Consider the following 24,192-nt stretch of genomic DNA (forward strand, 5'->3'; position numbering starts at 1 on the left):
TTCCGTCGCCCTTCTCATGAAGAGACAGGACGAAATTTATGGCGCAACCACCAGTCATTTCCTTGCCCAAGGTCAGTCCGAGCACGCGTGACATCGGTTTCGCACTGGGCATCGTGGCGATCCTCTGCGTTCTGTTCCTGCCCATTCCGGTCGTTCTGGTGGATATCGGCCTGGCGTTTTCCATCGCGCTTTCGGTCCTCATCCTAATGGTGGCGCTCTGGATCCAACGGCCGCTGGATTTCTCGTCATTCCCGACGGTGCTGCTGATCGCGACCATGATCCGCCTGTCTTTGAACATCGCGACGACGCGCGTCATCCTCTCGCACGGCAATGAGGGTCCGACGGCGGCCGGCGGTGTAATCGCCGGCTTCTCCAGTCTCGTCATGTCAGGCGATTTCGTTATCGGTCTGATCGTCTTCCTGATCCTGATCACCGTCAACTTCATCGTCATCACCAAGGGTGCGACGCGTATCGCTGAAGTTGGCGCACGCTTTACCCTCGACGCCATTCCCGGCAAGCAGATGTCGATCGATGCGGACTTGTCCGCCGGCATCATCGATGAGAAGGAGGCGCAGCGCCGCCGCCGCGAGCTGGAAGAGGAAAGCTCTTTCTTCGGCTCGATGGACGGCGCCTCGAAATTCGTCCGCGGCGATGCGATTGCGGGCCTCATCATCACCGCCATCAATATTTTCGGCGGCATCATCATCGGTTATTTCCGGCACGGCATGCCGATCGGCGAAGCGGCCGATGTTTTCGTCAAGCTTTCCGTCGGTGACGGTATCGTCTCGCAGATTCCGGCCCTCATCGTATCGCTGGCAGCCGGCCTCCTCGTGTCGCGTGGCGGCACGGCGGGGTCGACGGATCAGGCGGTCGTCAATCAGCTCAGCGGTTATCCGCGTGCATTGATGGTTTCTGCCATGTTGATGGGCCTGCTTGCCATTATTCCGGGCCTGCCCTTCCTGCCTTTCATGTTCCTCGGTGGCATCATGGCGTTCGGCAGCTGGTATATTCCGCGCCAGGCTGAAGCCGAAAGCGCGCTTCGTCGCCAGGAGGAGGAAAGCAAGATTCTCCAGACGACAGAGGCGGAAAAAGACTCGGTCAAGCAGGTTCTGAAAACCGCCGAGATCGAACTGGCGCTCGGCAAACAGGTTTCGACCCGCCTTCTCGGTGCGCATCAGGAACTGGCTTTCCGCGTCGGCAAGATGCGCAAGAAATTCGCAACGCAATACGGTTTCGTCGTGCCGGAGATCAAGGTTTCCGACGACATCATGATCCCGGAGAAGGCCTATCAGATCCGCGTTCACGGCACGACCATCGCATCGAGCAATCTGCGCGTCGGAGATGTTCTCGTCGTGACAGGGGCAGGGCGCAAGCCGAGCATCCCGGGCGATGAAATCCGCGAACCCGCTTTCGGCATGCCGGCCGTATCGATCCTCGAAACCTTCACCGAGGATCTCAAGCGCGAAGGCTTCCATCCGATCGATAACGTCTCCGTGGTGCTGACGCATCTGAGCGAAGTCATTCGCAACAATCTGCCGCAGCTTCTGTCCTACAAGGACGTCAAGATACTAATCGACAGGCTGGATCCCGAATACAAGAAGCTCGCCGACGAGATTTGTTCGTCGCACATGTCCTATTCCGGCCTGCAGGCCGTGCTGAAACTGCTGCTTGCCGAACGTGTGTCGATCCGCAACCTGCACCTCATTCTCGAAGCCGTCGCCGAACTTGCGCCGCATGTGCGCAAGACGGAACAGATCGTCGAACATGTGCGGGTGCGCATGTCGCAGCAGCTCTGCGGTGATCTGGCCGACAATGGTGTACTCCGCGTCCTGCGTCTCGGCAACAAGTGGGACATGGTCTTCCATCAGGCGCTCAAGCGCGACCAGAAGGGCGAAATCGTCGAATTCGATATCGATCCCCGCCATCTCGAGGAGTTTTCCGAACAGGCGTCGAAAGTTATCCGTGAATTCATGGATCGCGGCCTGCCCTTTGTGCTTGTAACCTCACCGGAAACGCGGTCCTATGTGCGCATGATTATCGAGCGACTCTTCGCGACCCTGCCGGTTCTCTCGCATGTGGAACTTGCCAAGGGGCTGGAGATCAAGATCCTGGGCGCCATTTCATGATAACCGACCCGCAGGGAACCATTATCGCGTTGTTCCTTGCCATCTGCCGTATCGGCGCCTGTTTCATGACCATGCCGGGCTTTTCCAGCTCGCGCATTTCGCCGCAGATTCGCATGTTGCTGTGTGTGGCTGTGTCCATGGCCCTGTTGCCGGTGTTATGGGATACGATCTATCCGAAAATTTCCGGCGCGAATCAGGGCACTGTCGTCGGCCTCATCGCCACGGAGATCGCGATCGGTGCGATGTACGGGCTGATCGCGCGCTTTTACACGCTTGGTTTTCAGTTCACCGGCGCCCTTATCGGCGCATCGGTCGGCCTCAGTGCGCCCGGCGGCGCCGATGTCATCGAAGACGCCCAGGAAAACCAGATATCCAACTTCATCACCTTCGGCGGACTGCTGGTGCTGTTCATGCTGGATTTTCACCACATCGTCCTAAAGGCCCTTGTGGATTCCTATACCGCCACGCCGGTCGGCGCGCTCATCAGCGGCCAGAAGATGCTGATTACGCTGACTGACACGCTGAGGGCGTCGTTTTCGATCATGCTTCGGCTTGCTAGCCCCTTCGTGATCTATGGTCTGATGTTCAACGTCGCGGTCGGCCTCATCAACAAGCTTGCACCGCAAATCCCCGTCTACTTCATATCGACGCCCTTTGTTCTCGCCGGCGGCATCTTCATGCTCTATCTGTCGGTCGCGGCCCTCATCCGCCAGTTCGTGGATGGCTTCGGCCCGGTCTTCATCGGCTTTTGATCGGGAGAAACGCGGTGGCCTCAGACAAGCGGTCGGAGAAACTCAAGCGTCTGGTCACGGTCCAGCGCCACATGGAAAAAATGGCCGAGGTCGAACTGGCCGACACCACCCGCACGCGAAGCGAGGTGGCGCAATCGATGGACAGCGTGCTGGAAGCCATGAGTTCGATGGAGCCGGTGCATCAGACATTCTCGAGGCATTATTCGGATCGCTACGGCCGTCTGGTCGTCAAGGACCGTCAGCTCTCCGGCGTGCAGCAATTGCAGGAAAACAGGGTGCTCAAAGAAAAAACCAAGGCCGACAGGCTGGAGGACAGGATGCACCTGGCCCGTGATCTCGAGGATCGTGAGGCCGACGACAATGCAATCTATGATTTGTTAGAAATTACGAATGCTTCCCGGACACCAGCCTCCAGCAAGGTTGGCGATTCATAGTCTGCTCCATTGTTGCATCGCGGGCGTTTTTTTTGAGGACGCCTAAAGCGATGTTTCTTGATTGGGTGAACGTGCCGGTTCGTGCCGCGCGTTCGTCAGCTCGGGAGATCGGGACGTGGCGATATCGGTTATAAGTGATCTGGTGATGGATGTGGTGCGTGCTGCGGACCCCCAGGAAGTCCAGGTTGCCCAGGAGAAACTCAAGGCCAATAAGGCGGCTTTTGCCGCAACCAGCCTTGCAGATGCCGGCAAGGGCTTTGGCGCCGCGGTGGATATGCTGGATGGCGCCTCCTCGAAGGCGGGCCTTGGCAATACGAATATTCGCGCGGCTCGCACCGAAATTCCTGAAACATATCGCAAATATGAGGCCTCTGTCCTCCAGACCTTCGTAGCCAACATGCTGCCGAAAGACAGCGAGGAAGTTTACGGCAAAGGTAATGCCGGCGAAATCTGGAAGAGCATGATGGCCGAACAGTTTGCCGACACGATCTCCAGAAATGGCGGTGTCGGCATTGCAGAGCAGGCATACAAGGATGCGCTTCGGAAGGCCGAAAGCAAAGGCATAACCGACGTATCGATGAATGAAAAAGACCATAATGCTGCAATTCGGATGGTGGCGGAGTTCGAGCGGCAGGTCCTCGGCGTTTCCAATGAGAAAACGGACGAGGCTTGAGAATGAAAAACCCTAACGAGGAGACAAGCATGGACCTTATGTCGAACGACCACCGTATCCAATCCGTTCTCGGCCGCCTTGAAATGATCATCGACCATGAGAACGACAATATCGGTAAGGACCCGCGGTTCGACTTCAAGGTCTCCAATGCCCATAAGAGCCGGTGCCTTTATGAGCTGACGATGCTGTTCCGGGATACCCCGCGCGAGGAAATCGCTGCCGGTTACATGGAGCAGGTCAAGGGCATCAAGTCCAAGCTCGCCACCAATGCCAGCCGCGTCGAGGCACATCTGAATGCAGTTCGTGCGGTCGCCGACCTCCTGAAGAACGCAATCCAGGAAGCCGACACGGATGGTACCTACTCCCAGGAACAGTTCATGTACGGCGCAGCCTCCTGATGTTGAAGCTTCTTCTCACCGGCGTCTGGGTTTGCGCCGTCACGCTCGGCGCGGTGTATTTCTCCGTCCAGATGGCGACGGCGCCAGCGCCGGATGAGGCGGGCGCAAAAAAGGCCAGCTTGCAACTGGTCAAGGGCGAAAGCATCACCATTCCCGTCATCAATGATGGCGGGGTAAACGGTTATTTCCTAAGCCGCATTTCGCTGCGCGTCGACAAGGACAAGATGGCGAAAATCGAGTTGCCGGCAACCCAGTTGATGACCGATGAGCTGTTCACGCTCCTGGCGGGTTCTTCCATGGTCAACATCGCCAATATCTCTACCTTCGATCCCTACGCCTTCAAGCAGCGCATCCGCGAGGGGCTGAACAAGAGGCTCGATGACGAGGTGGTCGAGGACGTGCTGATCGAGCAACTCGATTATCTGTCCAAAGCCGACATTCGTGAGCAGAATGGGAATGGAACACCCCGTTCCATCAAGATCGTCGAAGGTGAAAAAGCCGACGCCGGCAAGGAAGCAGCCGCCGCGCCAGGCCACTGATAGCGCCGCCCCGCTTCGTGCCTTCGGCATGGCCAGAGGCAAGGGACGGTCGCGTGATCCACGTGGTTAATCATTCCTTCGCGTGGGCCTTGGAATTCTATTGATTGCTTTCAGCGTAAATTCAACCAGCACATGTATAAACGGTCCATGAACCGCGAACCCGCAGAAACCTGCGCGTGACGGGCGGGGCTTGCATCGGGGGCTGGGTATGAACGTAACGACGGGTTTTGCACGACCGGGACAGCAGCGGGACATTTACGGGCTGCACTTCTGCGACCTCGACTGGAACGCAGCGCTGGAACATGTGAGCGACAGGGCTTCCGCCTCTGAGGGCCACACGTCGCTCTCATTTCTCACCCTTGAAAAGGCAAAGCTTTCACTCAAGGACATCAGCTATCGGCAGGTCCTCGAAAGCTGCCTGCTTTTCCCGCAGGGCAAGGCGTTGAACGCTGCCGCGCGGCGCGCACATGGTGAGCCTCTGCCGGTCGTGATCGATGGCGTTGCCTTTGTCATGGCGCTCCTCACCTATATGGCAGTACCGAAACGGATCGGCGTTGCGGGTGACGATGCAGCCCAGCTGGGTGTCGTTCTTGCCAAGCTGCGTAGCCATGCGCCCTGGCACGACTTCGTCATGCTGAGCGGCGAGACGTCCGGCGTGAAAGTGGATATGCTGCTGGCGGGAATGACGAAGGAAAATCAGGAGATGTGGCTGCATCGCACCGTCAACCGCGAGGACGCGCGAGTCGCCATCGCAGTCGGGCCGCTTTTCAAGATATTATCGTCCGAAGTGGCAGGCATGCCTGAAATCTTCCGCAGGCTGCATATGAGCTGGCTTTACAGCCTTTGCGCCGAACCCTGGCATATCGCTCTCGGCAAGGGCTGAGGCGAGTTCGGCGAAGGTCCGTTAACCATTTGTTTGCCACGATCCTTTAACCTCTCGTAAGGTTTTGACAGCTGTCCGTCCGCGGGCGGCGGCGAAGGTGGCAGACGGCTTCAGATGGTTGATCACAGTCCAGATATGACGGCGACCCGCCCGGAAGGGGATGAGATTGCCGCGCCCGCGTCGCAGTGGCGCAGGCATTGTCTTCGGCTTTTGACCGCCGGATGCGTCGCGGCCGCCACGGTAACCGGCGCAGCCCTGCCGCTGCTGCTGTTTGATTCCGGTTTTCGCGGCTATGTTTCGCAGGCGCAGATCGAGGTATCACAGACCGCTTATGATGCACCAGATGCGACCCGCTTTCTGGCGATGGCGCGGCGCACCCTGCTTTCACCTGGCGGGCTGGACCGGATCAGCAGCGATCTCAAGCTGAAGCCTGCCGATCTGGTCGGCGTTCGCAAGCAGGGTGAATTTCACCTGCTTGTCGATCTTCTGACCGGCGCGGATGCGCGTCCGCTCTCCCCGCGTGAGGCGCTTAACAGCGCGGTCGGAGATGGGATAGGGCTTGAACTGTCGCCCGACGAGACGACGCTGATCGTGACTTCAAGGGCTGCGACGCCAGAAGCGGCCATGCGGCTTACCGACTATCTTTCGATGCGTATCATGGCGGACGGCAAGGCCGGTACCATGACGCCCGCCATGCCGGAGATGGAGCGGGCGCGGACAAGGATGGACGAGGCCGAGGCGGCGCTAAGCGGTTTCCAGATGCGCCATGGCGATGCGGTGACCGAGGTGCAGCAGCTCGAGCAGCAATTGCGTGACGTGAACGACAGAATCACCGCGGCGACCCGACAACAGCAGTCGCTGCAGGCGGATCTGGCGGCGGCTTCGGCCCTGAAACCCAACGATCTGTTCTCCAAACCGCTTCCCTCCGGCATCGCCTTTTCTGCACTCGAGGATATCAGGCAGAAACATGCCGCCGCCAGTATGGCGCTTTCCAGCATCTCGGTCGATTACGGCCCGAAACATCCCCGACACATCGCCGCGCGGAACGCGGTGGATGCCGTACAGGCACTCGCTGCTCCAGCATTGCGCCAACTGCTCGACGCACTGCGAGCGGACGAGAAGCGCCTCGCTGAGGAGATCGCCGATGCTGAAGCCGAGCAGAAAAAGAACCTTGATCGCCTGAATGGTCTCGGTGTTGCTCCGGGAGAGTTCTCCAGACTGCAGGGGGAGCTCGAAACGGCGAGAAACATCTATCTGGAGGCGAGCGAACGCCGCGATCTCTCCTCTGCTGCGACGCCTGCCCTTGAGACCCGCCTCGCGAAAAAGGCAGGTCCGGGAGAACTATCGCGTGATCTCGCCCAGGCCGCCATGATGGCGGGCGGCGGCGGCCTGATCGGATTGCTGGGCAGTCTCTATCTTCTGACGTACCGTCGCCATGACGAGGAAGAGCAGGATGCCTCCGCCTTCGAACCGGAAGCGGCAATCCGGCTCCCCGAGGAGGAACCCGCGCAATTTTCGGAATTCGAGCCAATCGAACCGGCTGTGTTCGAAGATCTGCAATCTCCTGATGCCGAAACGGCCGGCTTGGATGCTGGCCACGACGAGGAGAGCTTCGCCGATTATTACGCCGGTGCGGTTAACGACGATGAGCGCATGCCGCTCGACGAGCGTGTAAGGCAGGTTCTGATGGGCAACCGCACGGTTGGGATCGCCGGTCAGGCACCGTCCGCGCTGCCGCCGCTGCTGGCTGATGCGCTTGCCGGCCACGCCGATCATGCCCAGGCGGAAGCGGAGGAGCTGATGGAATTGCGACGGGAATTGGCGCTCCTGAGGGAGCGTCTCGTCGATTATGCCGACCACCAAGAAGACTACCGCAAAACCGCCTGAAAACGCCGCATTTTAGCTTGCATTCCTGCGACGGGGGCACCATACGGAGCCTACGTAACCCATGAGGAGCAGGACGCATGGCAGTTGTGATTGACGGGAAGGCGAAGGCGGCCTCGGTAACGGAGGCGGTCCGCGCATCGGCAGAAGCGCTTGAGGCGAAAAAGGGCGTCAAGCCCGGTCTCGCGGTCGTCATCGTCGGTAATGATCCGGCCAGCCACGCTTATGTGAACTCCAAGAGCAAGATGGCCAAGCAATGCGGGTTCAATTCCATCCAGCACACGCTGCCGGAGGAAACCACACAGGCTGACCTCCTGGAGCTGGTCGGCGAATTGAACGCCGATGCCTCCATCCACGGCATTCTGGTTCAGCTGCCGCTGCCGAAACATTTCAATTCAGACGAGATAATCCAGTCGATCCTGCCTGAGAAGGACGTGGATGGCCTGAGCGTGCTGAATGCCGGCAAGCTCGCGACCGGCGATCTTGCCACCGGTCTCATTTCCTGCACGCCCGCAGGCGCCATGCTTCTGGTGCGCGGCATTCACGGAGACGACCTTTCCGGCCTGAACGCCGTTGTCATCGGCCGCTCCAACCTGTTCGGCAAGCCCATGGGCCAGCTTCTGCTCAATGCCAACGCCACTGTGACGATGGCGCATTCGCGCACCAAGGATCTGGCCGGCATCTGCAAGACGGCGGATATTCTGGTGGCGGCGGTTGGCCGCGCGGCGATGGTGAAGGGTGACTGGGTGAAATCCGGCGCGACCGTCATCGACGTCGGCATCAACCGCATTCCCGCACCCGAAAAGGGTGAAGGCAAGACGAAGCTGGTGGGCGACGTCGCCTATGATGAAGCAAGCGCCGTTGCCGCGGCCATCACCCCTGTTCCCGGTGGTGTCGGCCCGATGACGATCGCGATGCTGATGGCCAACACCGTCATCGCCGCTCATCGCGCCGAAGGCCTGGCGGCGCCGAAGTTCTAGGCGTTGAAACGGCCGGCTACGCTTTCGGAGCCGGCCCCGTCGAGGCGCGCACCACCAGTTCCGCCTTCCAGAGTTCCTGATACGGCTCCGTCTGGTCGTTCTTGATACGGTTGATCAGGCGCTGGCCGACGCGGACGCCTGCTGCCCTCAGCGACGAGCGCGTGGTGGTGAGCGGCACGGAAAAATTATCGGGTTTCAAAAGCGGCAGCACATCGTCATGGGCGATAAGGGAAATATCCTTGCCGGGTTTCAGGCCTCGCTGGTTGAGCGAGCGGATCGCGCCGAGTGCGAGCGCGGTACTGGCGCAGAGAATGGCGGTCGGTTTCTCCGGGCGTGAAAGCAGGGCCTCCATGCCGAGATAACCTTCCTCGTCGGTCATGCTGCCGTGTCTCTTATTGCTTGCGTGCAAGGCCAGGCCGTTTGCCGCCAGCGCCTTTTCCACCCCAAGACAGCGCCGGTAGGTGAAATCATAGCCTTCCGGACCGTTCAGCAGCCCGATGCGCGTATGGCCAAGCTGAAGCAGAAGCTGGGTCGCATCACGGAAGGCGCCTTCATTGTCCACGTCGAGATAGGGATAATCCTCCTCCACGCCGATGGAGCGGCCATGCACGAGGAAGGGCAGGGAAAGCGACTGCATCATGGCGATGCGTGGATCGTTATTCTTCATATAAGCGAGATAGATGCCGTCGACGCTGCCGCTAGCGGCGAGCCCGCGAAGGGCTTCGCGTTCCTTTTCCGGCTCGGTGGGCATGATAACGAGATGAAAGCCGCTGCGCGAGGCTTCCTCACCAAGACCGCTCAGGAATTCGCCGAAATGCACATCCGAACGGTGATGTTCGCCAATCGGCATCACGAGCCCAATGGAGCCGACCTTGCCGGTTGCCAGCCGCTGTGCCGCGGCATTGGGGCGATATCCCGTCTTCTCCGCGGCTTCCATGACGCGGCGGCGCGTTTCCGCGCTGACCTCGGGATAGCCGTTGAGCGCCCTGCTGATGGTCGTCTGCGAAATGCCCAGCAGTTGCGACAGCTGTTTCAGGTTCATGTCTGTCATTCCTCCATGCGCGCGCCCGGAAAAGGCCAAAAGCCACTCCTCATTTTCCCAAAGCGCTTTAGATTTTTAACAGCCCCATCCGCTTTTCTCAATCGAAAATGATAGCCGCCTTCCTAAATCAATATGACTATTTCGAAGGTTAGGCAGCGTTTCCGAATAAAGAGCCTCTTGACTCCATCTTGATGACAATGAGATGAATAGGCAGCCAAAGCGCTTTGATTGGAGAGGACGCTTTGAGCCTTTTATGTGATGGGAGGTAAATCACATGCGGAAGATCCTTTTGGCGACGGCTGCTTCAATCGTGCTGCTGTCGGGTTCGGCCTTTGCCGCCGAGCTGAAATTCGCGCCGGGCCAGGACGCCAAGTTCAACTGGAAAAGCTACGAAGACTTCAAAGCGGCCCATGCTGACCTTAAAGGCCAGACGCTGACGATTTTCGGCCCGTGGCGTGGTGAGGACGAGGCTTTGTTCCAGTCCGTACTCGCCTATTTTGCTGACGCGACGGGCGTGAATGTCCGTTATTCCTCGTCGGAAAACTACGAGCAGCAGATCGTCATCGACACGCAGGCCGGCTCGCCGCCCAATATTGCCATTTTGCCGCAGCCTGGCCTTCTCGCCGATCTCGCCGCCAAGGGTTTTCTTGTGCCGCTCGGCGACGACACGGCCAAATGGGTCGAGGAAAATTACGGCGCGGGTAAATCCTGGGTCGATCTCGGCAGTTATAAGGGCAAGGACGGCAACAAGGCCTATTTCGCTTTCCCCTTCAAGGCCGACGTGAAGTCGCTCGTCTGGTATGTGCCCGAGAATTTCGAGGAAGCGGGATATAAAGTTCCCGAGAGCATGGAAGACCTGCTCAAGCTCACCGATCAGATCGTCGCTGATGGCGGCACGCCCTGGTGCATTGGTCTCGGCTCCGGTGGTGCGACCGGGTGGCCGGCAACCGACTGGGTGGAAGACCTGATGCTGCGCACGCAGCCGCTGGATGTCTACCAGAAGTGGACGACTAACGAGGTTAAATTCACCGATCCGGCCGTGGTTGCCGCGATCAACGAATTCGGCAAATTCGCCAAGAACGAAAAATATGTGAGTGGCGGCGTTGCGGCCGTAGCCTCCACCGACTTCCGCGACAGCCCCAAGGGCCTCTTCGACATTCCGCCGAAGTGCTACCTGCACCATCAGGCATCGTTCATTCCCTCCTTCTTCCCTGAGGGCACCAAGGTCGGAACGGATGCGGATTTCTTCTACATGCCGACCTATGCCTCAAAGCCTGACCTCGGCAAGCCGGTTCTCGGTGCCGGCACGCTCGTCACCATCACTAAGGAAGCGCCCGCTGCTAAGGCATTCGTACAATTCCTGCAGACGCCGATCGCCCACGAAGTGTGGATGGCGCAGTCCAGCTTCCTGACGCCGTACAAGGGTGTGAATGTCGAAACCTATGCCAATGAGCAGATGAAGCGTCAGGGCGAAATCCTGACCACGGCGACGACCTTCGGTTTTGACGGTTCCGACCTGATGCCCGGCAAGATCGGCGCCGGCGCTTTCTGGACGGGCATGATCGATTTCGTCGGCGGCAAGTCCGCCGATCAGGTCGCCGCCGATATCCAGAAGGCCTGGGACGGCCTGAAGTAACACGGATTAAGACGAGGCCTGGCGGCTCGCTGCCGGGCCTCTTCCGCAGGAACGGCCCGACAGCTGCATAAATCAACGCGGCGCGGAGAGGATCAGGGAGGGAACATGGCTCAACAACTGGTGTCCGCCATCGGCGTTATGGTAGCGGGCGTTTTTGCCTGTGCTGCCTATTACTGGCTATCCGATAAGGCGTTGCAGGCAATCTTTCCCGTCCGCTCGGGAGACGTCATTCACGCATCCCGCAACTTAAACCGCCGCGCCGCCGTCCGGCCGTGGCTGTTCGTCGGCCCTGCGCTGATCCTGTTGCTTGTCTATCTGGTTTATCCCGTCATCGCGACGCTGATCCTCTCCTTTTACGACCGCACGGGCAGTGAATTCGTCGGTCTCGCCAATTATCGCTGGGCGTTTTTCGACGCCGGTTTCCGCCAGTCGATCTTTAACAACATTCTCTGGCTCGCCGTCGTGCCGGCCGCCTGCACCTTCTTTGGCCTCGTCATCGCCGTCATGACGGACCGCATCTGGTGGGGCAACATCGCCAAGTCCATCGTCTTCATGCCGATGGCGATCTCCTTCGTCGGCGCTTCCGTCATCTGGAAGTTCATCTATGAATACCGCGCCGAGGGTCAGGTGCAGATCGGCCTGCTGAACGCCATCGTCGAGTTTTTCGGTGGCAATCCGCAGGTCTGGATTTCCATGCCCTTCTGGAACAACTTCTTCCTGATGGTCATCCTCATCTGGATACAGACCGGTTTCGCCATGGTCATCCTGTCGGCGGCGTTGCGCGGTATTCCGGAAGAAACCATCGAGGCGGCTGTCATCGATGGCGCCAATGGCTGGCAGATCTTCTGGAAGATCATGGTTCCGCAGATCTGGGGCACTATCGCCGTCGTCTGGACGACCATCACCATTCTCGTGCTCAAGGTCTTCGACATCGTGCTGACCATGACCAACGGGCAATGGAACACCATGGTTCTGGCCAATCTCATGTTCGACTGGATGTTCCGCGGCGGCGGTGATAGCGGCCGAAGTGCTGTTATCGCGCTCATCATCATGGCGGCCGTCACCCCGATCATGGTCTGGAACATCCGCCAGGCAAACCGCGAGATGGAGGGCCGCTGAGATGGATATTGTCAAACGCCTCCGGCGCGTCGGCCTGCCGCGGCTCATCGTTCACGCCAGCGTTCTGATCGTCGTGCTGCTCTGGCTCTTGCCAACGCTCGGCATTCTCGTGAGTTCGCTGCGCGACAAGGATCAGATCACGGTGTCGGGCTGGTGGACCGCTTTTTCGAGCTCCGAACAAACGCAAGCCGTTCGTCTGGCCGATGCCTCGGCTCAGAAGCGGGATGGCAGCCGCTACGTCATATCAGGCAATGTCTTCGAAAACGGCCAGGGCGGAAAGGTTGCGGCCTTCGGCGTGCGCGTGCAGGAGCCGACAGCTTTCAAGGCAGGTGAAGCCGCTGACATCGGCGATGGCGAGACGCTGCTTATCAATGAAGACGGCACTTACGAATATAGCAAAGCCGCAAGCTTCGAGGGTTCGCGCGGCAAGCGCGTCTACATCTCTGTCGCAACGCCGCCCGTCTTTACTCTCGACAACTACCGTACGGTACTCACCTCGGAAGGCATCGGCCAGTCCTTCGTCAACTCGCTGACAGTTGCCGTGCCCGCAACCGTCATCCCCATCCTCATCGCCGCCTTTGCCGCCTATGCGCTATCATGGATGAACTTTTCCGGCCGCAATCTGCTGATCGCCATGGTGGTGGGCCTGATCGTCGTCCCGTTGCAGATGTCGCTGATCCCGCTTCTGAGACTGTACAATGAAATTGGCACTATCTTTGGCGTGCCGTCGAAGACCTATGCCGGTATCTGGCTGGCGCATACCGCCTTCGGCCTCCCGCTCGCCATTTACCTGCTGCGCAATTATATTTCCGGCCTGCCGAAAGAGATCATCGAAAGCGCCCGTGTCGATGGCGCCAGCGATTTCGAAATCTTCGTCAAGATCATCCTGCCGCTCTCTTTCCCGGCACTCGCTTCCTTCGCCATCTTCCAGTTCCTGTGGACCTGGAACGACCTGCTTGTCGCCATGGTGTTCCTCGGCACGCAGAAGGATGAGCTGGTGCTGACGGGTGCACTCAACGCGCTGCTCGGTTCGCGCGGCGGCAACTGGGAAATTCTCACTGCCTCGGCCTTCGTCACCATCGTCGTGCCGCTCGGCGTCTTCTTCGCTCTTCAACGTTATCTCGTGCGTGGCCTGCTGGCAGGCTCCGTCAAGGGAGGCTGATCATTCCATGAACGCCCATACCACACAGGACACTTCCATGACCGCTTCGGTGACTTCCGCTTTGACGCCCAACAAGGACTGGTGGCGCGGCGCTGTTATCTATCAGATCTATCCGCGCTCCTATCAGGACTCCAATGGCGACGGCATCGGCGATCTCAAGGGTATCACCGATCGCCTCCATCACATCGCAGGCCTCGGTGCCGATGCGATCTGGATTTCGCCCTTCTTCACCTCGCCGATGAAGGATTTTGGATACGACGTCTCGAATTATGTCGATGTCGACCCGATGTTCGGCACGCTTGCGGATTTTGACGGGCTGATTGCCGAAGCCCACCGTCTCGGCATCCGCGTCATGATCGATCTCGTTCTGTCGCACACCTCGGACCAGCATCCCTGGTTCGTGGAAAGCCGCGCCAGCCGCAACAACCCGAAAGCGGATTGGTATGTCTGGTCGGACGGCAAGCCGGATGGCACGCCGCCCAACAACTGGCTGTCGATTTTCGGCGGCTCGGGCTGGCAGTGGGATCCGACCCGCATGCAATATTACATGCACAACTTTCTGACCTCGCAGCCGGACCTCAACCTGCATAATCCGGAAGTGCAAGAAGAGCTGCTGAATATCACCCGCTTCTGGCTGAAGCGCGGCGTCGATGGTTTCCGCCTCGACACCATCAACTTCTATTTCCACGACCTTGAGCTGCGCGATAATCCCGCGCTGGCGCCGGAACGGCGCAATGCCTCCACCGCGCCTGCGGTCAATCCCTATAACTTCCAGGAGCATCTCTACGACAAGAACCGCCCGGAAAATATCGCCTTCCTGAAGCGCTTCCGCGCCGTACTGGACGAATTCCCTGATATCGCCGCCGTCGGCGAAGTGGGCGACAGCCAGCGTGGCCTCGAAATCGTCGGCGAATATACGTCCGGCGATGACAAGATGCAGATGTGCTACGCCTTTGAATTCCTCGCGCCCGATGCGCTGACCCCGCAGCGTGTTGCCGATGTACAGGCGGATTTTGCCAGAGCAGCACCGGAAGGCTGGGCCTGCTGGGCTTTCTCCAACCATGATGTCGTGCGCCATGTCAGCCGCTGGGGCGAGCATGTCGAGGACAAGGATGCTTTCGCGAAGGTGCTTTCGGCACTTCTCATGACCCAGCGCGGTTCTGTCTGCATCTATGAGGGCGAAGAACTCGGCCTCACCGAAGCCGATATCGCTTTCGAAGATTTGCAGGATCCTTACGGCATTCAGTTCTGGCCTGAATTCAAGGGCCGCGACGGTTGCCGTACGCCGATGGTATGGGACGCCGGCCATGCGCAGGCCGGGTTCTCGACGGCCGACAAGACGTGGCTGCCGATTCCGACCGAGCACAAGCAGCGCGCCGTGAGCGCCCAGCAGGGCAATGAGGCTTCGGTGCTGGAGCATTACCGCCGCTTCCTCGCGTTCCGCAGGCAGCATCCGGCTTTCGCAAAGGGCGGCATCGAATTTCAGCCCGTGCAGGGAGAGGTGTTGAGCTATACCCGCAAGCTGGGCAACGAAACCGTTCTTTGCGTCTTTAACTTATCAGCGACGCCAGCAGAGGCCACGCTGCCGGAAGGGAACTGGGAGGTTCTTGAAGGCCATGGCTTTGCAAGCGGACTAAAGGGCAGAAGCGTCGAACTTCCGGCATGGGGCGCTTTCTTCGCCCGTTACGCCTGACAGATGAGGGAGGAACACCCATGACAAGTCTCGTTCTCAAGGATATCCGTAAATCATACGGGCAGGTGAAGGTGCTGCACGGCATCGATCTCGATATCGAACAGGGCGAATTCATCGTTTTTGTTGGCCCCTCCGGCTGCGGAAAATCGACCCTGCTGCGCATGATCGCCGGGCTGGAGGAAATCACCGGCGGCGAGATGTATATTGACGGCCAGCTTGTCAACGAAATCCCGCCTTCGCGTCGGGGCATCGCCATGGTGTTCCAGTCCTATGCCCTTTATCCGCACATGACTGTCTACGACAACATGGCCTTCGGCATGAAGATTGCCAGGGAAAGCAAGCAGGAGATCGACCGCCGCGTTCGCGCCGCCGCCGAAATCCTGCAGCTCACGCAATATCTGGAGCGATTGCCAAAGGCGCTGTCCGGCGGCCAGCGTCAGCGTGTCGCCATCGGTCGCGCGATCTGCCGCAACCCCAAGGTCTTCCTGTTCGATGAGCCGCTTTCGAACCTCGATGCGGCTCTGCGTGTTGCCACGCGCATCGAAATCGCCAAGCTCAACGAGCAGATGGCCGATACAACGATGATCTACGTTACCCACGACCAGGTGGAGGCGATGACGCTCGCTGACCGCATCGTCGTTTTGAACGCGGGGCGGGTGGAGCAGGTCGGCGCGCCGCTCGAGCTTTATGAGAGGCCGGCCAATCTTTTCGTGGCGCGTTTCATCGGCTCGCCCGCCATGAATATTATCGGTGCGAAAGTGACCGGCACGGGTGAACGGACCTCCATCGAACTTGCCGGCGGCAAGACATTGGTCGTCGATGTTCCCACATCCGCATCTGAGCAGGGCAAGGCCGCAAGCTTTGGCGTTCGGCCGGAAGACCTGAGCATCGCGACGGGCGACGACTATCTATTCGAGGGAAAAGTCGCGATCGTGGAGGCCCTGGGTGAGGTGACCCTGCTTTATCTCGAAGCGCCCAAGGGCCAGGAGCCGATCATCGTAAAGGTGCCGGGCATTGTTTCCGTGGGTAAGGGTGAAACCCTGCGCTTTGCCGCCCTGCAGGAGAAGCTTCATCTTTTCGATGCGGAAGGCAAAGCCTACCGCAAGTAAACGGTGGCGATACTGAAACAAGCCCCGGAACTGTCCGTTCCGGGGCTTTTTACTGGTTATCGGCCGTGTGGAAAAACGTCGGAAATGTCCCGCTTCCGTCCTGTTTAAGCTGACGCTGATATGAATTGTTAAAGACTATGGCCTAGTCTCGTCCTATTGGTAAGCATTGGGAGTTCGGGCGTGCAGAGCGGTGCGGGTGTCATCAGAAATCATTATCTGAGCAAGGAAGAGTCCTTCATGTATGACCGCGAAAGCCGGTTCCGCATGGAAGACACCATGAACGCGGCGCGCATCGAATATACCGAAAAGGCCGTGATGCACATGGCGGCACGCCGCTGCGACGTCATTCGCATCTCCCAGACAGAGGCCGTGCTGGCGCTACTGACCAAATACAACCTGCCGAACCAGTTCTATCTCGATATCCCCGATGCCCGCATCACCAAGATCGGCTGCGTGATGTTGCGCGTCAACGCCAACAACACCATCCATGTCCGCTTCCTGCGTATGCTGACGCAGAAGGAGCTGGATCGAATTTTCGTATTCAGCACACACCCGGCCCACAAGGACCGCAAGCTGGATATCCGGTCGTTCTAAGACCCTGACGATTTGCGGCTTTAGGAAAGCCCGCCCAGAACGGTCTGCTTCAGCTTCACATCCGGCACTTCGATGAAGGCGAGATCGCTGCGGCCGAAATAGGATTTCTGGTTGGTAGCGGACCAGTCGTTGCAGACCAGTTTGTAACGGCCTTTCTTCTCCGGCTTTTCCGGCATGGCGTAGAGATAGTCGCCCGTGCGTGCGGCGAGCGGAATGTTGCTGTCCTGATTGCATCGCTTTAGGATTTGGACGAGCGTCTCGCTGTCCACTTCGGTCACCATCAGCTTGCCGTCGAAGCGCAGCGAGGCGTTGAAATCATAACGGCGAATATCGCCTGCAGGCAGTCCTGCGCCGAAAGAGGTGTGGCCGATGAAACCGACATCGGCGCCGGTCTTCGCGGCGATCAGATGCGCCACATGACGCCCCGCTTCGTCGACGGTCATCGCCTTGGCGGCCTTGCCGACAACTTCCCGTTCTTCTGCGGTCAGGTGCTTTTCAAGCGTTTGCTCGATGAGGGTCTTGAGAGCCGGCGAGGCGGGAGCATCACGATCGATGGTGACCGTCTCGATGGCGCCGGCCTTGCCGGGACCGGTAATTGTCGCGACCGTCATGGAGGTGCACCAGGAGCCGGTGTGGACATAGCGCGTCGCGCCCTCTTCGTGCACGAAATTAAGGTGATCATGGCCGCCCACCAGCAGCGTGCCGTCAGGCAGCACCGGCAGAATATCGCGGTCGGCGACAACGCCGGCGTGGCTCAGAACAATATTGATCGCATCCGCTTTGACGATTTCGGGCAGATTGGCCTTCGCCCATTCCACCGGCTGCGGAATGTCCAGCATCTCGCGCGTCGCCTTCGGATAGGTATTGATCGCATTGGTCGCGAGGCCCGCGACGATGACCGCCCGTTCGCCGGCCTTCACCGCGGCACTGGACGGCGCATAGGGGTTGCCGCTTCGCTTGTCGATGATGTTGGAAAGCACGGTGATGCCGAGGGCTTGAGCACGGCTGACGAAATTGGCGAGGTCATTGTCGATATCGGGCTCATGATTGCCGATATTGATGACCGTGGGGGCAAGTTTGGCGAGCGCCGCAAGGAAGGTCCATTCGATTTCGCCGGCCGAACGTGTGGCCACCGCGTTGCCGAGTTCGAAAAGGTCGCCATTTAGCAGGATGATGTGGGGCGCCTTGTCGGCCGCGATACGCGTTTCGATGGCCGCGAGAAGCTGGCCGATACGCTCATAGGCCGAATGCAGATCGGAGATGACGATGGCACGCAGGGCTACATCCTGCGCCGTTGCCGGCATGGCCGCTACCGTCAGCGGCAGCATGGCGGTGCCCGCCATAAGCTTCAGCACATCGCGGCGGTTGCTTGAAAAAATCGTCATGTCATGTCCCATTATCCGAAACTGCGCCGTCATCCCACGGCTGGTCGGGAACGCCTTAAGAGGCGATCATCACAGCCGCATGACAAGTTTGGCGTTTAAGGCATGGGAAATAAAGCTGTTTCTGCGTCCGCCCGTCCCGGGCGTGAAAGTGCGGTGTGACGATGCCGCAGAGCGGGGTTTAAAGGCGAAAGCCGCATCCAGCCTTCGCCTTTTGGAAATCAATGAAACAGGACGCTGGCACCTTGATCGGCAGGACCGGCATTACGGCGGAAGGGGGCGAAAAGTTCGCGGCCCATGCCCCATTCATTGCCGGAGAGATCAGCGCGCGCCGGTTCGCGTTTTGACAGTTCGGCGGCGGACACCAGCACTTCGAGCGATCCGGAAACGGCGTCGAGACGGATGATATCGCCATCGCGGATGAGCGAGATCGGCCCGCAATCGGAAGCCTCAGGCGTAACATGGATCGCGGCCGGTACCTTGCCGGATGCGCCGGACATGCGCCCGTCCGTCACAAGCGCCACCTTGAAGCCGCGGTCCTGCAGCACGCCGAGCGGCGGCGTCAGGCGGTGCAGCTCAGGCATGCCATTCGCCTTCGGCCCCTGGAAGCGGACGACCGCAATGAAGTCGCGGTTAAGCTTGCCTTCCTTGAAGGCGTCCTGAAGCTCCTGCTGGTCGTGGAAAACAATCGCGGGCGCTTCGATGATATGGCGCTCCGGCTTGACGGCGGAAATCTTGATGACGGATTTGCCGAGATTACCGGTCAGCATCTTGAGACCGCCGGTGGGCTGGAACGGTGTTTCAATGCTGGAAAGCACCTTCGGATCGTGGCTCTGCTCGGGGGAGGGCTGGCGGGTGACCGCGCCCTTCTCGTCCAGTAGTGCATCCACGGTGTAGGCGGCCAGACCCTGTCCGAAGACGGTGCGCACATCGTCATGCACGAAGCCTTGTTTCAGGAGCTGCTTGATGAGGAAGCCCATGCCGCCTGCAGCGTGGAAATGGTTCACATCGGCCAGCCCGTTGGGATAAACGCGGGCCAGCAGCGGCACGATGTCAGAGAGATCAGAAATATCCTGCCATGTGAGGATGATGCCTGCGGCGCGCGCCATGGCGATCAGATGCATGGTGTGATTGGTGGAACCACCGGTCGCATGCAGACCCACGACGCCGTTGACGATGGATCGTTCGTCGATCATCTCGCCGGCGGGGGTGAATTCGTTGCCCTGCGCGGTGATGGCGAGCGCTCTCTTGGTAGCCTCGCGGGTCAGCGCGTCACGCAATGGCGTGCCGGGATTGATGAAGGAGGAACCAGGCATATGAAAGCCCATGATCTCCATCAGCATCTGGTTGGAATTGGCGGTGCCGTAGAAGGTGCAGGTTCCGGGACCGTGGTAAGATTTGGATTCCGCTTCCAGCAGCTCGGCGCGACCGACCTTGCCTTCGGCGTAAAGCTGGCGAATACGCGACTTCTCGTCATTCGGCAGGCCTGATGTCATCGGACCGGCAGGAATGAAGACCGCGGGCAGGTGACCGAAGGCGAGTGCGGCGATGACGAGGCCGGGCACGATCTTGTCGCAGACGCCAAGATAGAGGGCGGCATCGAACATGTTGTGCGAGAGGCCGATCCCCGCAGCCATGGCGATGGCATCGCGGGAAAACAGCGAAAGCTCCATGCCGGGCTGCCCTTGGGTGACGCCGTCACACATCGCAGGTACGGCGCCGGCAACCTGAGCGATACCGCCCGCTTCCTTGGCTGCATCGCGGATGATGGCCGGGAAGGTCTCATAGGGCTGGTGCGCCGACAGCATGTCGTTATAGGCGGTGATGATGCCGAGATTGGGAACCCGGTCGCCGGCAAGGATGTCCTTGTCGGCGGGGGAACAGACCGCAAACCCGTGTGCAAGATTGCCGCAGGACAGGACGGCGCGGTGAACGCCTTTTGAGACCTGCAGCCGCAGCCGCTCGAGATAGGTCTCGCGATAGGGCTTGGAACGTTCGACGATGCGGGCGGTGATGGCCTGAATGCGGGAATCGACGGACATGGGCGTTCATCCTGTTCGTTGGTCGACAACCGGCGTTCCGGGAGGCGAATGCCGGTTGTCGTGTTTCAGTCTTCATGTCTTCGGGGCGCTCGTCGCGGGCCGCAGGAGCGGCCGTCGCGTCGGCTTATGGCGCCCAGTAAATATCCACTGGCGTTTCTGCCCGGTTCAGCACGGCACGGACGGGCATTTCTTCCTCATCCTCGCCCGACTGCGCCTTCTCCAGCGTCGCCTTCTTGGCGGCGCCTTCGATGTGCAGCACCAGGAAGCCGGCATCGTGCAGGCTGGAGAAGTTGAAGGTCAACCGTTCCTCGCCGGCATTCTCGGCCGCCATGGTCAAAACGCCGCGCGGCTCATCGAGATCAAGCGCTTCGTAGAGATTGTCTCCACCGGGAAAGAACGAGGCCGTGTGGCCATCCGTTCCCATACCGAGAATGACAACATCGAAGGGATCGCAGATCGCTTCGGTCTTGACGGTCGCAAGCGTTGCCGCATCCTCCGGCGAGGCCGCCGGCTGGAACAGCGGCACGAAATAAGCCGCCTTCGCCTTGTTTTGCAGAAGATTCTCGGCGACGAGACGATGATTGGAGCGATCGCTTTCCGGCGGCACGAAACGCTCGTCCACCAGCGTCACGCTGATATTGGGCCAATCGAGATCGTGCTGGGAAAGCGCCTGAAAGAACAGCTTCGGTGTAGAGCCGCCAGAGACCGCAATGCTTGCGGTCCCCCGTTCCTTGGTTGCCGCGTCGAGCCGCTGGGCGACATCAGCCGCAAGCGTATTGGCAAGATCGGAGGCGCTATCGAAGGCGTGGATTGTTTCGCTCATCCGCGCGCCCTCAGTCGGCATCGTGCCAGGTACGACCGTCACGCTCGATCAGTGCGATCGAGCCGCTCGGCCCCCAGGTTCCTGCCGTGTAACCCTGCACGCCCTGACCAAGCTCTTCCCAGCTCTTGAGAATTGGGTCAATCCAGTCCCATGCGGCCTCGACCTCGTCGCGGCGCATGAACAGCGTCTGGTTGGACCGGATGGTATCCATCAGCAGGCGCTCATAGGCGTCGGGGCTGCGCACGTTGAAGGCTTCGGCAAAGCTCATGTCCAGCGACACCTGGCGCAGGCGCATGCCACCCGGACCGGGGTCCTTGATGAGGAGCGACTGCTTGACGCCTTCATCCGGCTGCAGACGAATGACCAGCTTGTTGGCCTCGATCTTGCCGGCCGCGTCGTCGAAGATCGAATGCGGGATCTGCTTGAAGGTGACGACGATTTCCGAAACGCGGGTCGCGAGGCGTTTTCCCGTGCGGATGTAGAAGGGAACGCCCGCCCAGCGCCAGTTGGCGATCTCAGCCTTGATGGCGACGAAGGTTTCGGTGTTGGAAACGCCGCCTTCCAGCTCTTCCAGATAGCCCTTGACCGGGCCACCTGCGGAAGCGCCGGCGCGGTACTGGCCCCGAACCGTCAGCTTTTCGACGTTGCTGGTGTCGATCGGCTTCAGCGAACGCAGAACCTTCAACTTTTCGTCGCGCACGGCTTCGGCGTTCATGGAAGCCGGCGGCTCCATGGCGACGAGGCAGAGCAGCTGGAGAATATGGTTCTGCACCATGTCGCGCAACGCGCCGGCCTTGTCGTAATAACCGGCGCGACCTTCGAGACCGACTGCCTCGGCAACCGTGATCTGCACGTGGTCGATATGCGCGGAATTCCACAGCGGCTCGTAAAGCGCGTTGGCGAAACGCAGCGCCATCAGGTTCTGCACCGTCTCCTTGCCGAGATAGTGGTCGATGCGGAAGATCTGCTCTTCCTTGAAGACATGGCCGATGGTGTCGTTGAGTTCCTGCGCCGAGGCGAGGTCGCGGCCGATCGGCTTTTCAACGACGATGCGGGTCGAGCGGGTGATGAGCTTGTGTTCGCGGATCTTGTCGGCGATATCGCCGAAAATTCCGGGCGCGACAGCGAGATAGAAAGCGCGCACGCGCTCTTTACCTTCGTCCAGCAGCTTCTTCAGCACGTCCCAGCCATTGTTGCCCTTGGCGTCAACGGGCACGTAGAAAAGCCTGTTCAGGAACACGGCAACCTGCGCGTCGTCATACTCGCCGGCCTTCAGATGCTCCTTCAGGGCGTCCTGTGCGAATTTGCGATATTCCTCATGGGTCATGACCGAACGCGACGCACCAATGATGCGGGTCGGCTCCGTGAACTGCCCTTCGATCTGCCGGTGATAAAGGGCCGGCAGAAGCTTGCGCTCGGCAAGATCGCCCGTGCCGCCGAAAACGACACAATCAAAAGGTTCAACAGGAATGATCTGACTGCTCATATCGATTCTCTCGATCTTCAAGGGTTGGGGCATCAATAATCTAATCGATTTAAAAATGCCAGACTCAGTTATGTGAAATTATGAATTTTGCTTTTGCCGGTGTGCTTGCCGCCGGTAATGGACTGTAAACATTGGACTAAAACCTGTCTCGCAATGCAAACCACGAAAGCGCCAGGAAAAGCAGCGGCGCGCGCAGTGACGTTCCGCCCGGAAAGGCCGGCACTTTCAGCCGCGCGAATGGCGCCAGCATGTCCTTTTTGCCGAGCACCAGATCGGCATAAAGCTTGCCGCAATAATTCGACAGCATCACGCCGTGGCCTGAATATCCGCCGATGGAGGTGACACCTGGCATGACCTCACGCACGAAGACCTTGCGCGGTAGAGTGATGCCGACGGAGCCGCCCCAGGAATGGGTGATGTCGATATCCTTCAGCTCGGGATAGATTTCCGCGATCTGCCGGCGTATGTGGCTGGAAATATCCCGCGGCGTATCTGCCGTGTAAGCTTCGCGGCCGCCGAACAACAGCCGGTTATCGGCCGTCTTGCGGAAGTAACGCACCACAAACCGTGAATCCGCCACGGCCTCCCGGTCTGGAATGATGCCGGGGAAGGCATCCAGCGGTGCGGTTGCGCCGATGAAGGAGCGGATCGGCATGATATGGGCTGCCGTTATCGGTTCCAGATTGCCGATATAGGCATTGGTCGCAATCAACACCCGTGGCGCAGTGATGGTGCCGAAAGGGGTTTCGATGATGGTCTTGCCGCCCACTTGCCGGATGGATTTCGCAGGCGTCATCTCGTAAATCTGAGCACCCGCATCTTTCGCGGCTTTCGCAAGCCCGACCAGCAGCTTAAGCGGGTGTATATGGCCGGTGCCGGTGTCGCGGGTGCCGCCGAAATAATGAGTGGAGCCGACGCGTTTGCGCGCTTCGCCACGCTCCATGTAGGAAATATGCGGATAGCCGTAGCGGTTGTTCATCGCATCGACGCTGCGGCGATAGTCGTCCTCGTAACCTGCCTTGTGCGCCACATAGAGTTGGCCCGGCAGATAATCCATGTCGATGCCGCGGCTGCTTGCGAAATCGCGCACATAATTTTTGGCGTTCTCGGCGATGTCGAACAGCATCTTCGATTGCTCGAAGCCAATCTCTTCCTCAAGCTCATCGGGGAAAGAGCGCTGGCCGGTGCCGAACTGGCCGCCATTTCGGCCGGAAGCGCCATCGCCAAAACGATGCGCTTCTATGAGGGCGACCGAGACGCCGTTTTCAGCGAGATTACAGGCGGCCTGAAGACCGGTGTAACCACCGCCGATGATCGCGACATCCACCTGCTTCGACCCATCGAGCGCGGGATAGTCCGGCCGCTCACCGACGGTTGCCTGATACCAGGATAGTCCCGGCGCAATCGGGCTTTGCCATGTCATGCTCGGGATTCC

General features: G+C 59.5%; 21 protein-coding genes. 15 read left to right on the forward strand and 6 right to left on the reverse strand.

What is annotated here, in order from left to right; all coding sequences use genetic code 11:
* Positions 1–38 precede the first annotated feature (38 nt).
* From flhA to ACZ47E_RS01110, 9 genes are all read left to right on the forward strand, one after another.
* Positions 39–2,126: a flagellar biosynthesis protein FlhA gene (gene flhA, locus ACZ47E_RS01070; protein WP_004440025.1), complete on the forward strand. Its 2,088-nt coding sequence runs from the start codon at positions 39–41 to the stop codon at positions 2,124–2,126.
* A complete protein-coding gene (gene fliR / locus ACZ47E_RS01075; RefSeq protein WP_004440028.1) occupies positions 2,123–2,878 on the forward strand; it encodes a flagellar biosynthetic protein FliR in 756 nt (251 codons plus the stop codon). The genes flhA and fliR overlap by 4 nt, the downstream gene beginning before the upstream one ends.
* A 14-nt stretch (positions 2,879–2,892) precedes the next feature.
* A complete protein-coding gene (locus ACZ47E_RS01080) occupies positions 2,893–3,312 on the forward strand; it encodes a hypothetical protein (protein ID WP_004440029.1) in 420 nt (139 codons plus the stop codon).
* A gap of 115 nt (positions 3,313–3,427) precedes the next feature.
* Positions 3,428–3,985: a rod-binding protein gene (locus ACZ47E_RS01085; RefSeq protein WP_006698183.1), complete on the forward strand. Its 558-nt coding sequence runs from the start codon at positions 3,428–3,430 to the stop codon at positions 3,983–3,985.
* Between the two features lie 29 nt (positions 3,986–4,014).
* The gene (locus tag ACZ47E_RS01090) at positions 4,015–4,383 is read left to right on the forward strand and encodes a hypothetical protein (RefSeq protein ID WP_006698182.1); all 369 of its coding nucleotides are present in this window, start codon (positions 4,015–4,017) and stop codon (positions 4,381–4,383) included.
* Entirely contained in the window at positions 4,383–4,922 is a 540-nt protein-coding gene (locus ACZ47E_RS01095) for a hypothetical protein (protein WP_278067225.1), read from the forward strand. Before ACZ47E_RS01090 ends, ACZ47E_RS01095 begins: the two co-directional genes overlap by 1 nt.
* A gap of 208 nt (positions 4,923–5,130) precedes the next feature.
* Positions 5,131–5,805 (forward strand): WecB/TagA/CpsF family glycosyltransferase, encoded by a 675-nt coding sequence (locus ACZ47E_RS01100; RefSeq protein WP_278067226.1) that lies wholly within the window; start codon positions 5,131–5,133, stop codon positions 5,803–5,805.
* 114 nt (positions 5,806–5,919) lie between these two features.
* Complete coding sequence (locus ACZ47E_RS01105; protein ID WP_464016886.1) at positions 5,920–7,692, forward strand: GumC domain-containing protein; 1,773 nt, start codon at positions 5,920–5,922, stop codon at positions 7,690–7,692.
* A gap of 77 nt (positions 7,693–7,769) precedes the next feature.
* Entirely contained in the window at positions 7,770–8,669 is a 900-nt protein-coding gene (locus tag ACZ47E_RS01110) for a bifunctional methylenetetrahydrofolate dehydrogenase/methenyltetrahydrofolate cyclohydrolase (protein ID WP_153776645.1), read from the forward strand.
* A 16-nt stretch (positions 8,670–8,685) separates the two neighbouring features.
* Here ACZ47E_RS01110 and ACZ47E_RS01115 read toward each other — a convergent pair whose 3' ends face one another.
* The gene (locus ACZ47E_RS01115) at positions 8,686–9,711 is read right to left on the reverse strand and encodes a LacI family DNA-binding transcriptional regulator (RefSeq protein WP_004440041.1); all 1,026 of its coding nucleotides are present in this window, start codon (positions 9,709–9,711) and stop codon (positions 8,686–8,688) included.
* 274 nt (positions 9,712–9,985) lie between these two features.
* On the opposite strand from ACZ47E_RS01115, the gene ACZ47E_RS01120 reads away from it, so the two are divergent.
* From ACZ47E_RS01120 to ACZ47E_RS01145, 6 genes are all read left to right on the forward strand, one after another.
* The gene (locus tag ACZ47E_RS01120) at positions 9,986–11,347 is read left to right on the forward strand and encodes an ABC transporter substrate-binding protein (RefSeq protein WP_278067228.1); all 1,362 of its coding nucleotides are present in this window, start codon (positions 9,986–9,988) and stop codon (positions 11,345–11,347) included.
* A gap of 105 nt (positions 11,348–11,452) precedes the next feature.
* Positions 11,453–12,466, forward strand: a complete 1,014-nt coding sequence (locus tag ACZ47E_RS01125) for a carbohydrate ABC transporter permease (protein ID WP_004440046.1) — start codon at positions 11,453–11,455, stop codon at positions 12,464–12,466.
* 1 nt (position 12,467) lies between these two features.
* On the forward strand, positions 12,468–13,628 hold the full coding sequence (locus ACZ47E_RS01130; protein ID WP_072493982.1) for a carbohydrate ABC transporter permease: 1,161 nt from the start codon (positions 12,468–12,470) through the stop codon (positions 13,626–13,628).
* A 37-nt stretch (positions 13,629–13,665) separates the two neighbouring features.
* Positions 13,666–15,321, forward strand: a complete 1,656-nt coding sequence (bglA, locus tag ACZ47E_RS01135; protein WP_464016990.1) for a beta-galactosidase BglA — start codon at positions 13,666–13,668, stop codon at positions 15,319–15,321.
* A gap of 20 nt (positions 15,322–15,341) precedes the next feature.
* On the forward strand, positions 15,342–16,430 hold the full coding sequence (locus ACZ47E_RS01140; RefSeq protein WP_004440053.1) for an ABC transporter ATP-binding protein: 1,089 nt from the start codon (positions 15,342–15,344) through the stop codon (positions 16,428–16,430).
* Between the two features lie 237 nt (positions 16,431–16,667).
* A complete protein-coding gene (locus ACZ47E_RS01145) occupies positions 16,668–17,024 on the forward strand; it encodes a hypothetical protein (protein WP_034496014.1) in 357 nt (118 codons plus the stop codon).
* Between the two features lie 20 nt (positions 17,025–17,044).
* Here ACZ47E_RS01145 and ACZ47E_RS01150 read toward each other — a convergent pair whose 3' ends face one another.
* The 5 genes from ACZ47E_RS01150 to ACZ47E_RS01170 form a co-directional block, all read right to left on the reverse strand.
* Positions 17,045–18,409, reverse strand: coding sequence for a metallophosphoesterase (locus tag ACZ47E_RS01150; RefSeq protein ID WP_278067229.1), 1,365 nt, complete (start codon positions 18,407–18,409; stop codon positions 17,045–17,047).
* Between the two features lie 218 nt (positions 18,410–18,627).
* Positions 18,628–20,448 carry a phosphogluconate dehydratase gene (gene edd / locus ACZ47E_RS01155; RefSeq protein WP_278067230.1) on the reverse strand — a complete coding sequence of 607 codons (1,821 nt, stop codon included), beginning with the start codon at positions 20,446–20,448 and terminating at the stop codon, positions 18,628–18,630.
* A gap of 124 nt (positions 20,449–20,572) precedes the next feature.
* A complete protein-coding gene (pgl, locus tag ACZ47E_RS01160; RefSeq protein ID WP_006698174.1) occupies positions 20,573–21,271 on the reverse strand; it encodes a 6-phosphogluconolactonase in 699 nt (232 codons plus the stop codon).
* A 10-nt stretch (positions 21,272–21,281) separates the two neighbouring features.
* Complete coding sequence (gene zwf / locus ACZ47E_RS01165) at positions 21,282–22,757, reverse strand: glucose-6-phosphate dehydrogenase (protein WP_004440062.1); 1,476 nt, start codon at positions 22,755–22,757, stop codon at positions 21,282–21,284.
* A gap of 136 nt (positions 22,758–22,893) precedes the next feature.
* Positions 22,894–24,180, reverse strand: a complete 1,287-nt coding sequence (locus ACZ47E_RS01170; RefSeq protein ID WP_278067231.1) for an NAD(P)/FAD-dependent oxidoreductase — start codon at positions 24,178–24,180, stop codon at positions 22,894–22,896.
* Positions 24,181–24,192 lie beyond the last annotated feature (12 nt).

The sequence above is a fragment of the Agrobacterium sp. 5Ca39 genome (genome assembly GCF_055382365.1).

Excerpts from the sequence above, each read along its gene's own strand:
- ACZ47E_RS01130 (WP_072493982.1), top strand. The coding sequence starts at position 12,468 with ATGGATATTGTCAAACGCCTCCGGCGCGTCGGCCTGCCGCGGCTCATC.
- edd (WP_278067230.1), bottom strand. The coding sequence starts at position 20,448 with ATGTCCGTCGATTCCCGCATTCAGGCCATCACCGCCCGCATCGTCGAA.
- pgl (WP_006698174.1), bottom strand. The coding sequence starts at position 21,271 with ATGAGCGAAACAATCCACGCCTTCGATAGCGCCTCCGATCTTGCCAAT.
- ACZ47E_RS01170 (WP_278067231.1), bottom strand. The coding sequence starts at position 24,180 with ATGACATGGCAAAGCCCGATTGCGCCGGGACTATCCTGGTATCAGGCA.
- ACZ47E_RS01100 (WP_278067226.1), top strand. The coding sequence starts at position 5,131 with ATGAACGTAACGACGGGTTTTGCACGACCGGGACAGCAGCGGGACATT.
- ACZ47E_RS01110 (WP_153776645.1), top strand. The coding sequence starts at position 7,770 with ATGGCAGTTGTGATTGACGGGAAGGCGAAGGCGGCCTCGGTAACGGAG.
- bglA (WP_464016990.1), top strand. The coding sequence starts at position 13,666 with ATGACCGCTTCGGTGACTTCCGCTTTGACGCCCAACAAGGACTGGTGG.
- zwf (WP_004440062.1), bottom strand. The coding sequence starts at position 22,757 with ATGAGCAGTCAGATCATTCCTGTTGAACCTTTTGATTGTGTCGTTTTC.
- ACZ47E_RS01105 (WP_464016886.1), top strand. The coding sequence starts at position 5,920 with ATGGTTGATCACAGTCCAGATATGACGGCGACCCGCCCGGAAGGGGAT.
- flhA (WP_004440025.1), top strand. The coding sequence starts at position 39 with ATGGCGCAACCACCAGTCATTTCCTTGCCCAAGGTCAGTCCGAGCACG.
- ACZ47E_RS01145 (WP_034496014.1), top strand. The coding sequence starts at position 16,668 with ATGTATGACCGCGAAAGCCGGTTCCGCATGGAAGACACCATGAACGCG.
- ACZ47E_RS01115 (WP_004440041.1), bottom strand. The coding sequence starts at position 9,711 with ATGAACCTGAAACAGCTGTCGCAACTGCTGGGCATTTCGCAGACGACC.
- ACZ47E_RS01090 (WP_006698182.1), top strand. The coding sequence starts at position 4,015 with ATGGACCTTATGTCGAACGACCACCGTATCCAATCCGTTCTCGGCCGC.
- ACZ47E_RS01140 (WP_004440053.1), top strand. The coding sequence starts at position 15,342 with ATGACAAGTCTCGTTCTCAAGGATATCCGTAAATCATACGGGCAGGTG.
- fliR (WP_004440028.1), top strand. The coding sequence starts at position 2,123 with ATGATAACCGACCCGCAGGGAACCATTATCGCGTTGTTCCTTGCCATC.
- ACZ47E_RS01150 (WP_278067229.1), bottom strand. The coding sequence starts at position 18,409 with ATGACGATTTTTTCAAGCAACCGCCGCGATGTGCTGAAGCTTATGGCG.
- ACZ47E_RS01125 (WP_004440046.1), top strand. The coding sequence starts at position 11,453 with ATGGCTCAACAACTGGTGTCCGCCATCGGCGTTATGGTAGCGGGCGTT.
- ACZ47E_RS01120 (WP_278067228.1), top strand. The coding sequence starts at position 9,986 with ATGCGGAAGATCCTTTTGGCGACGGCTGCTTCAATCGTGCTGCTGTCG.
- ACZ47E_RS01095 (WP_278067225.1), top strand. The coding sequence starts at position 4,383 with ATGTTGAAGCTTCTTCTCACCGGCGTCTGGGTTTGCGCCGTCACGCTC.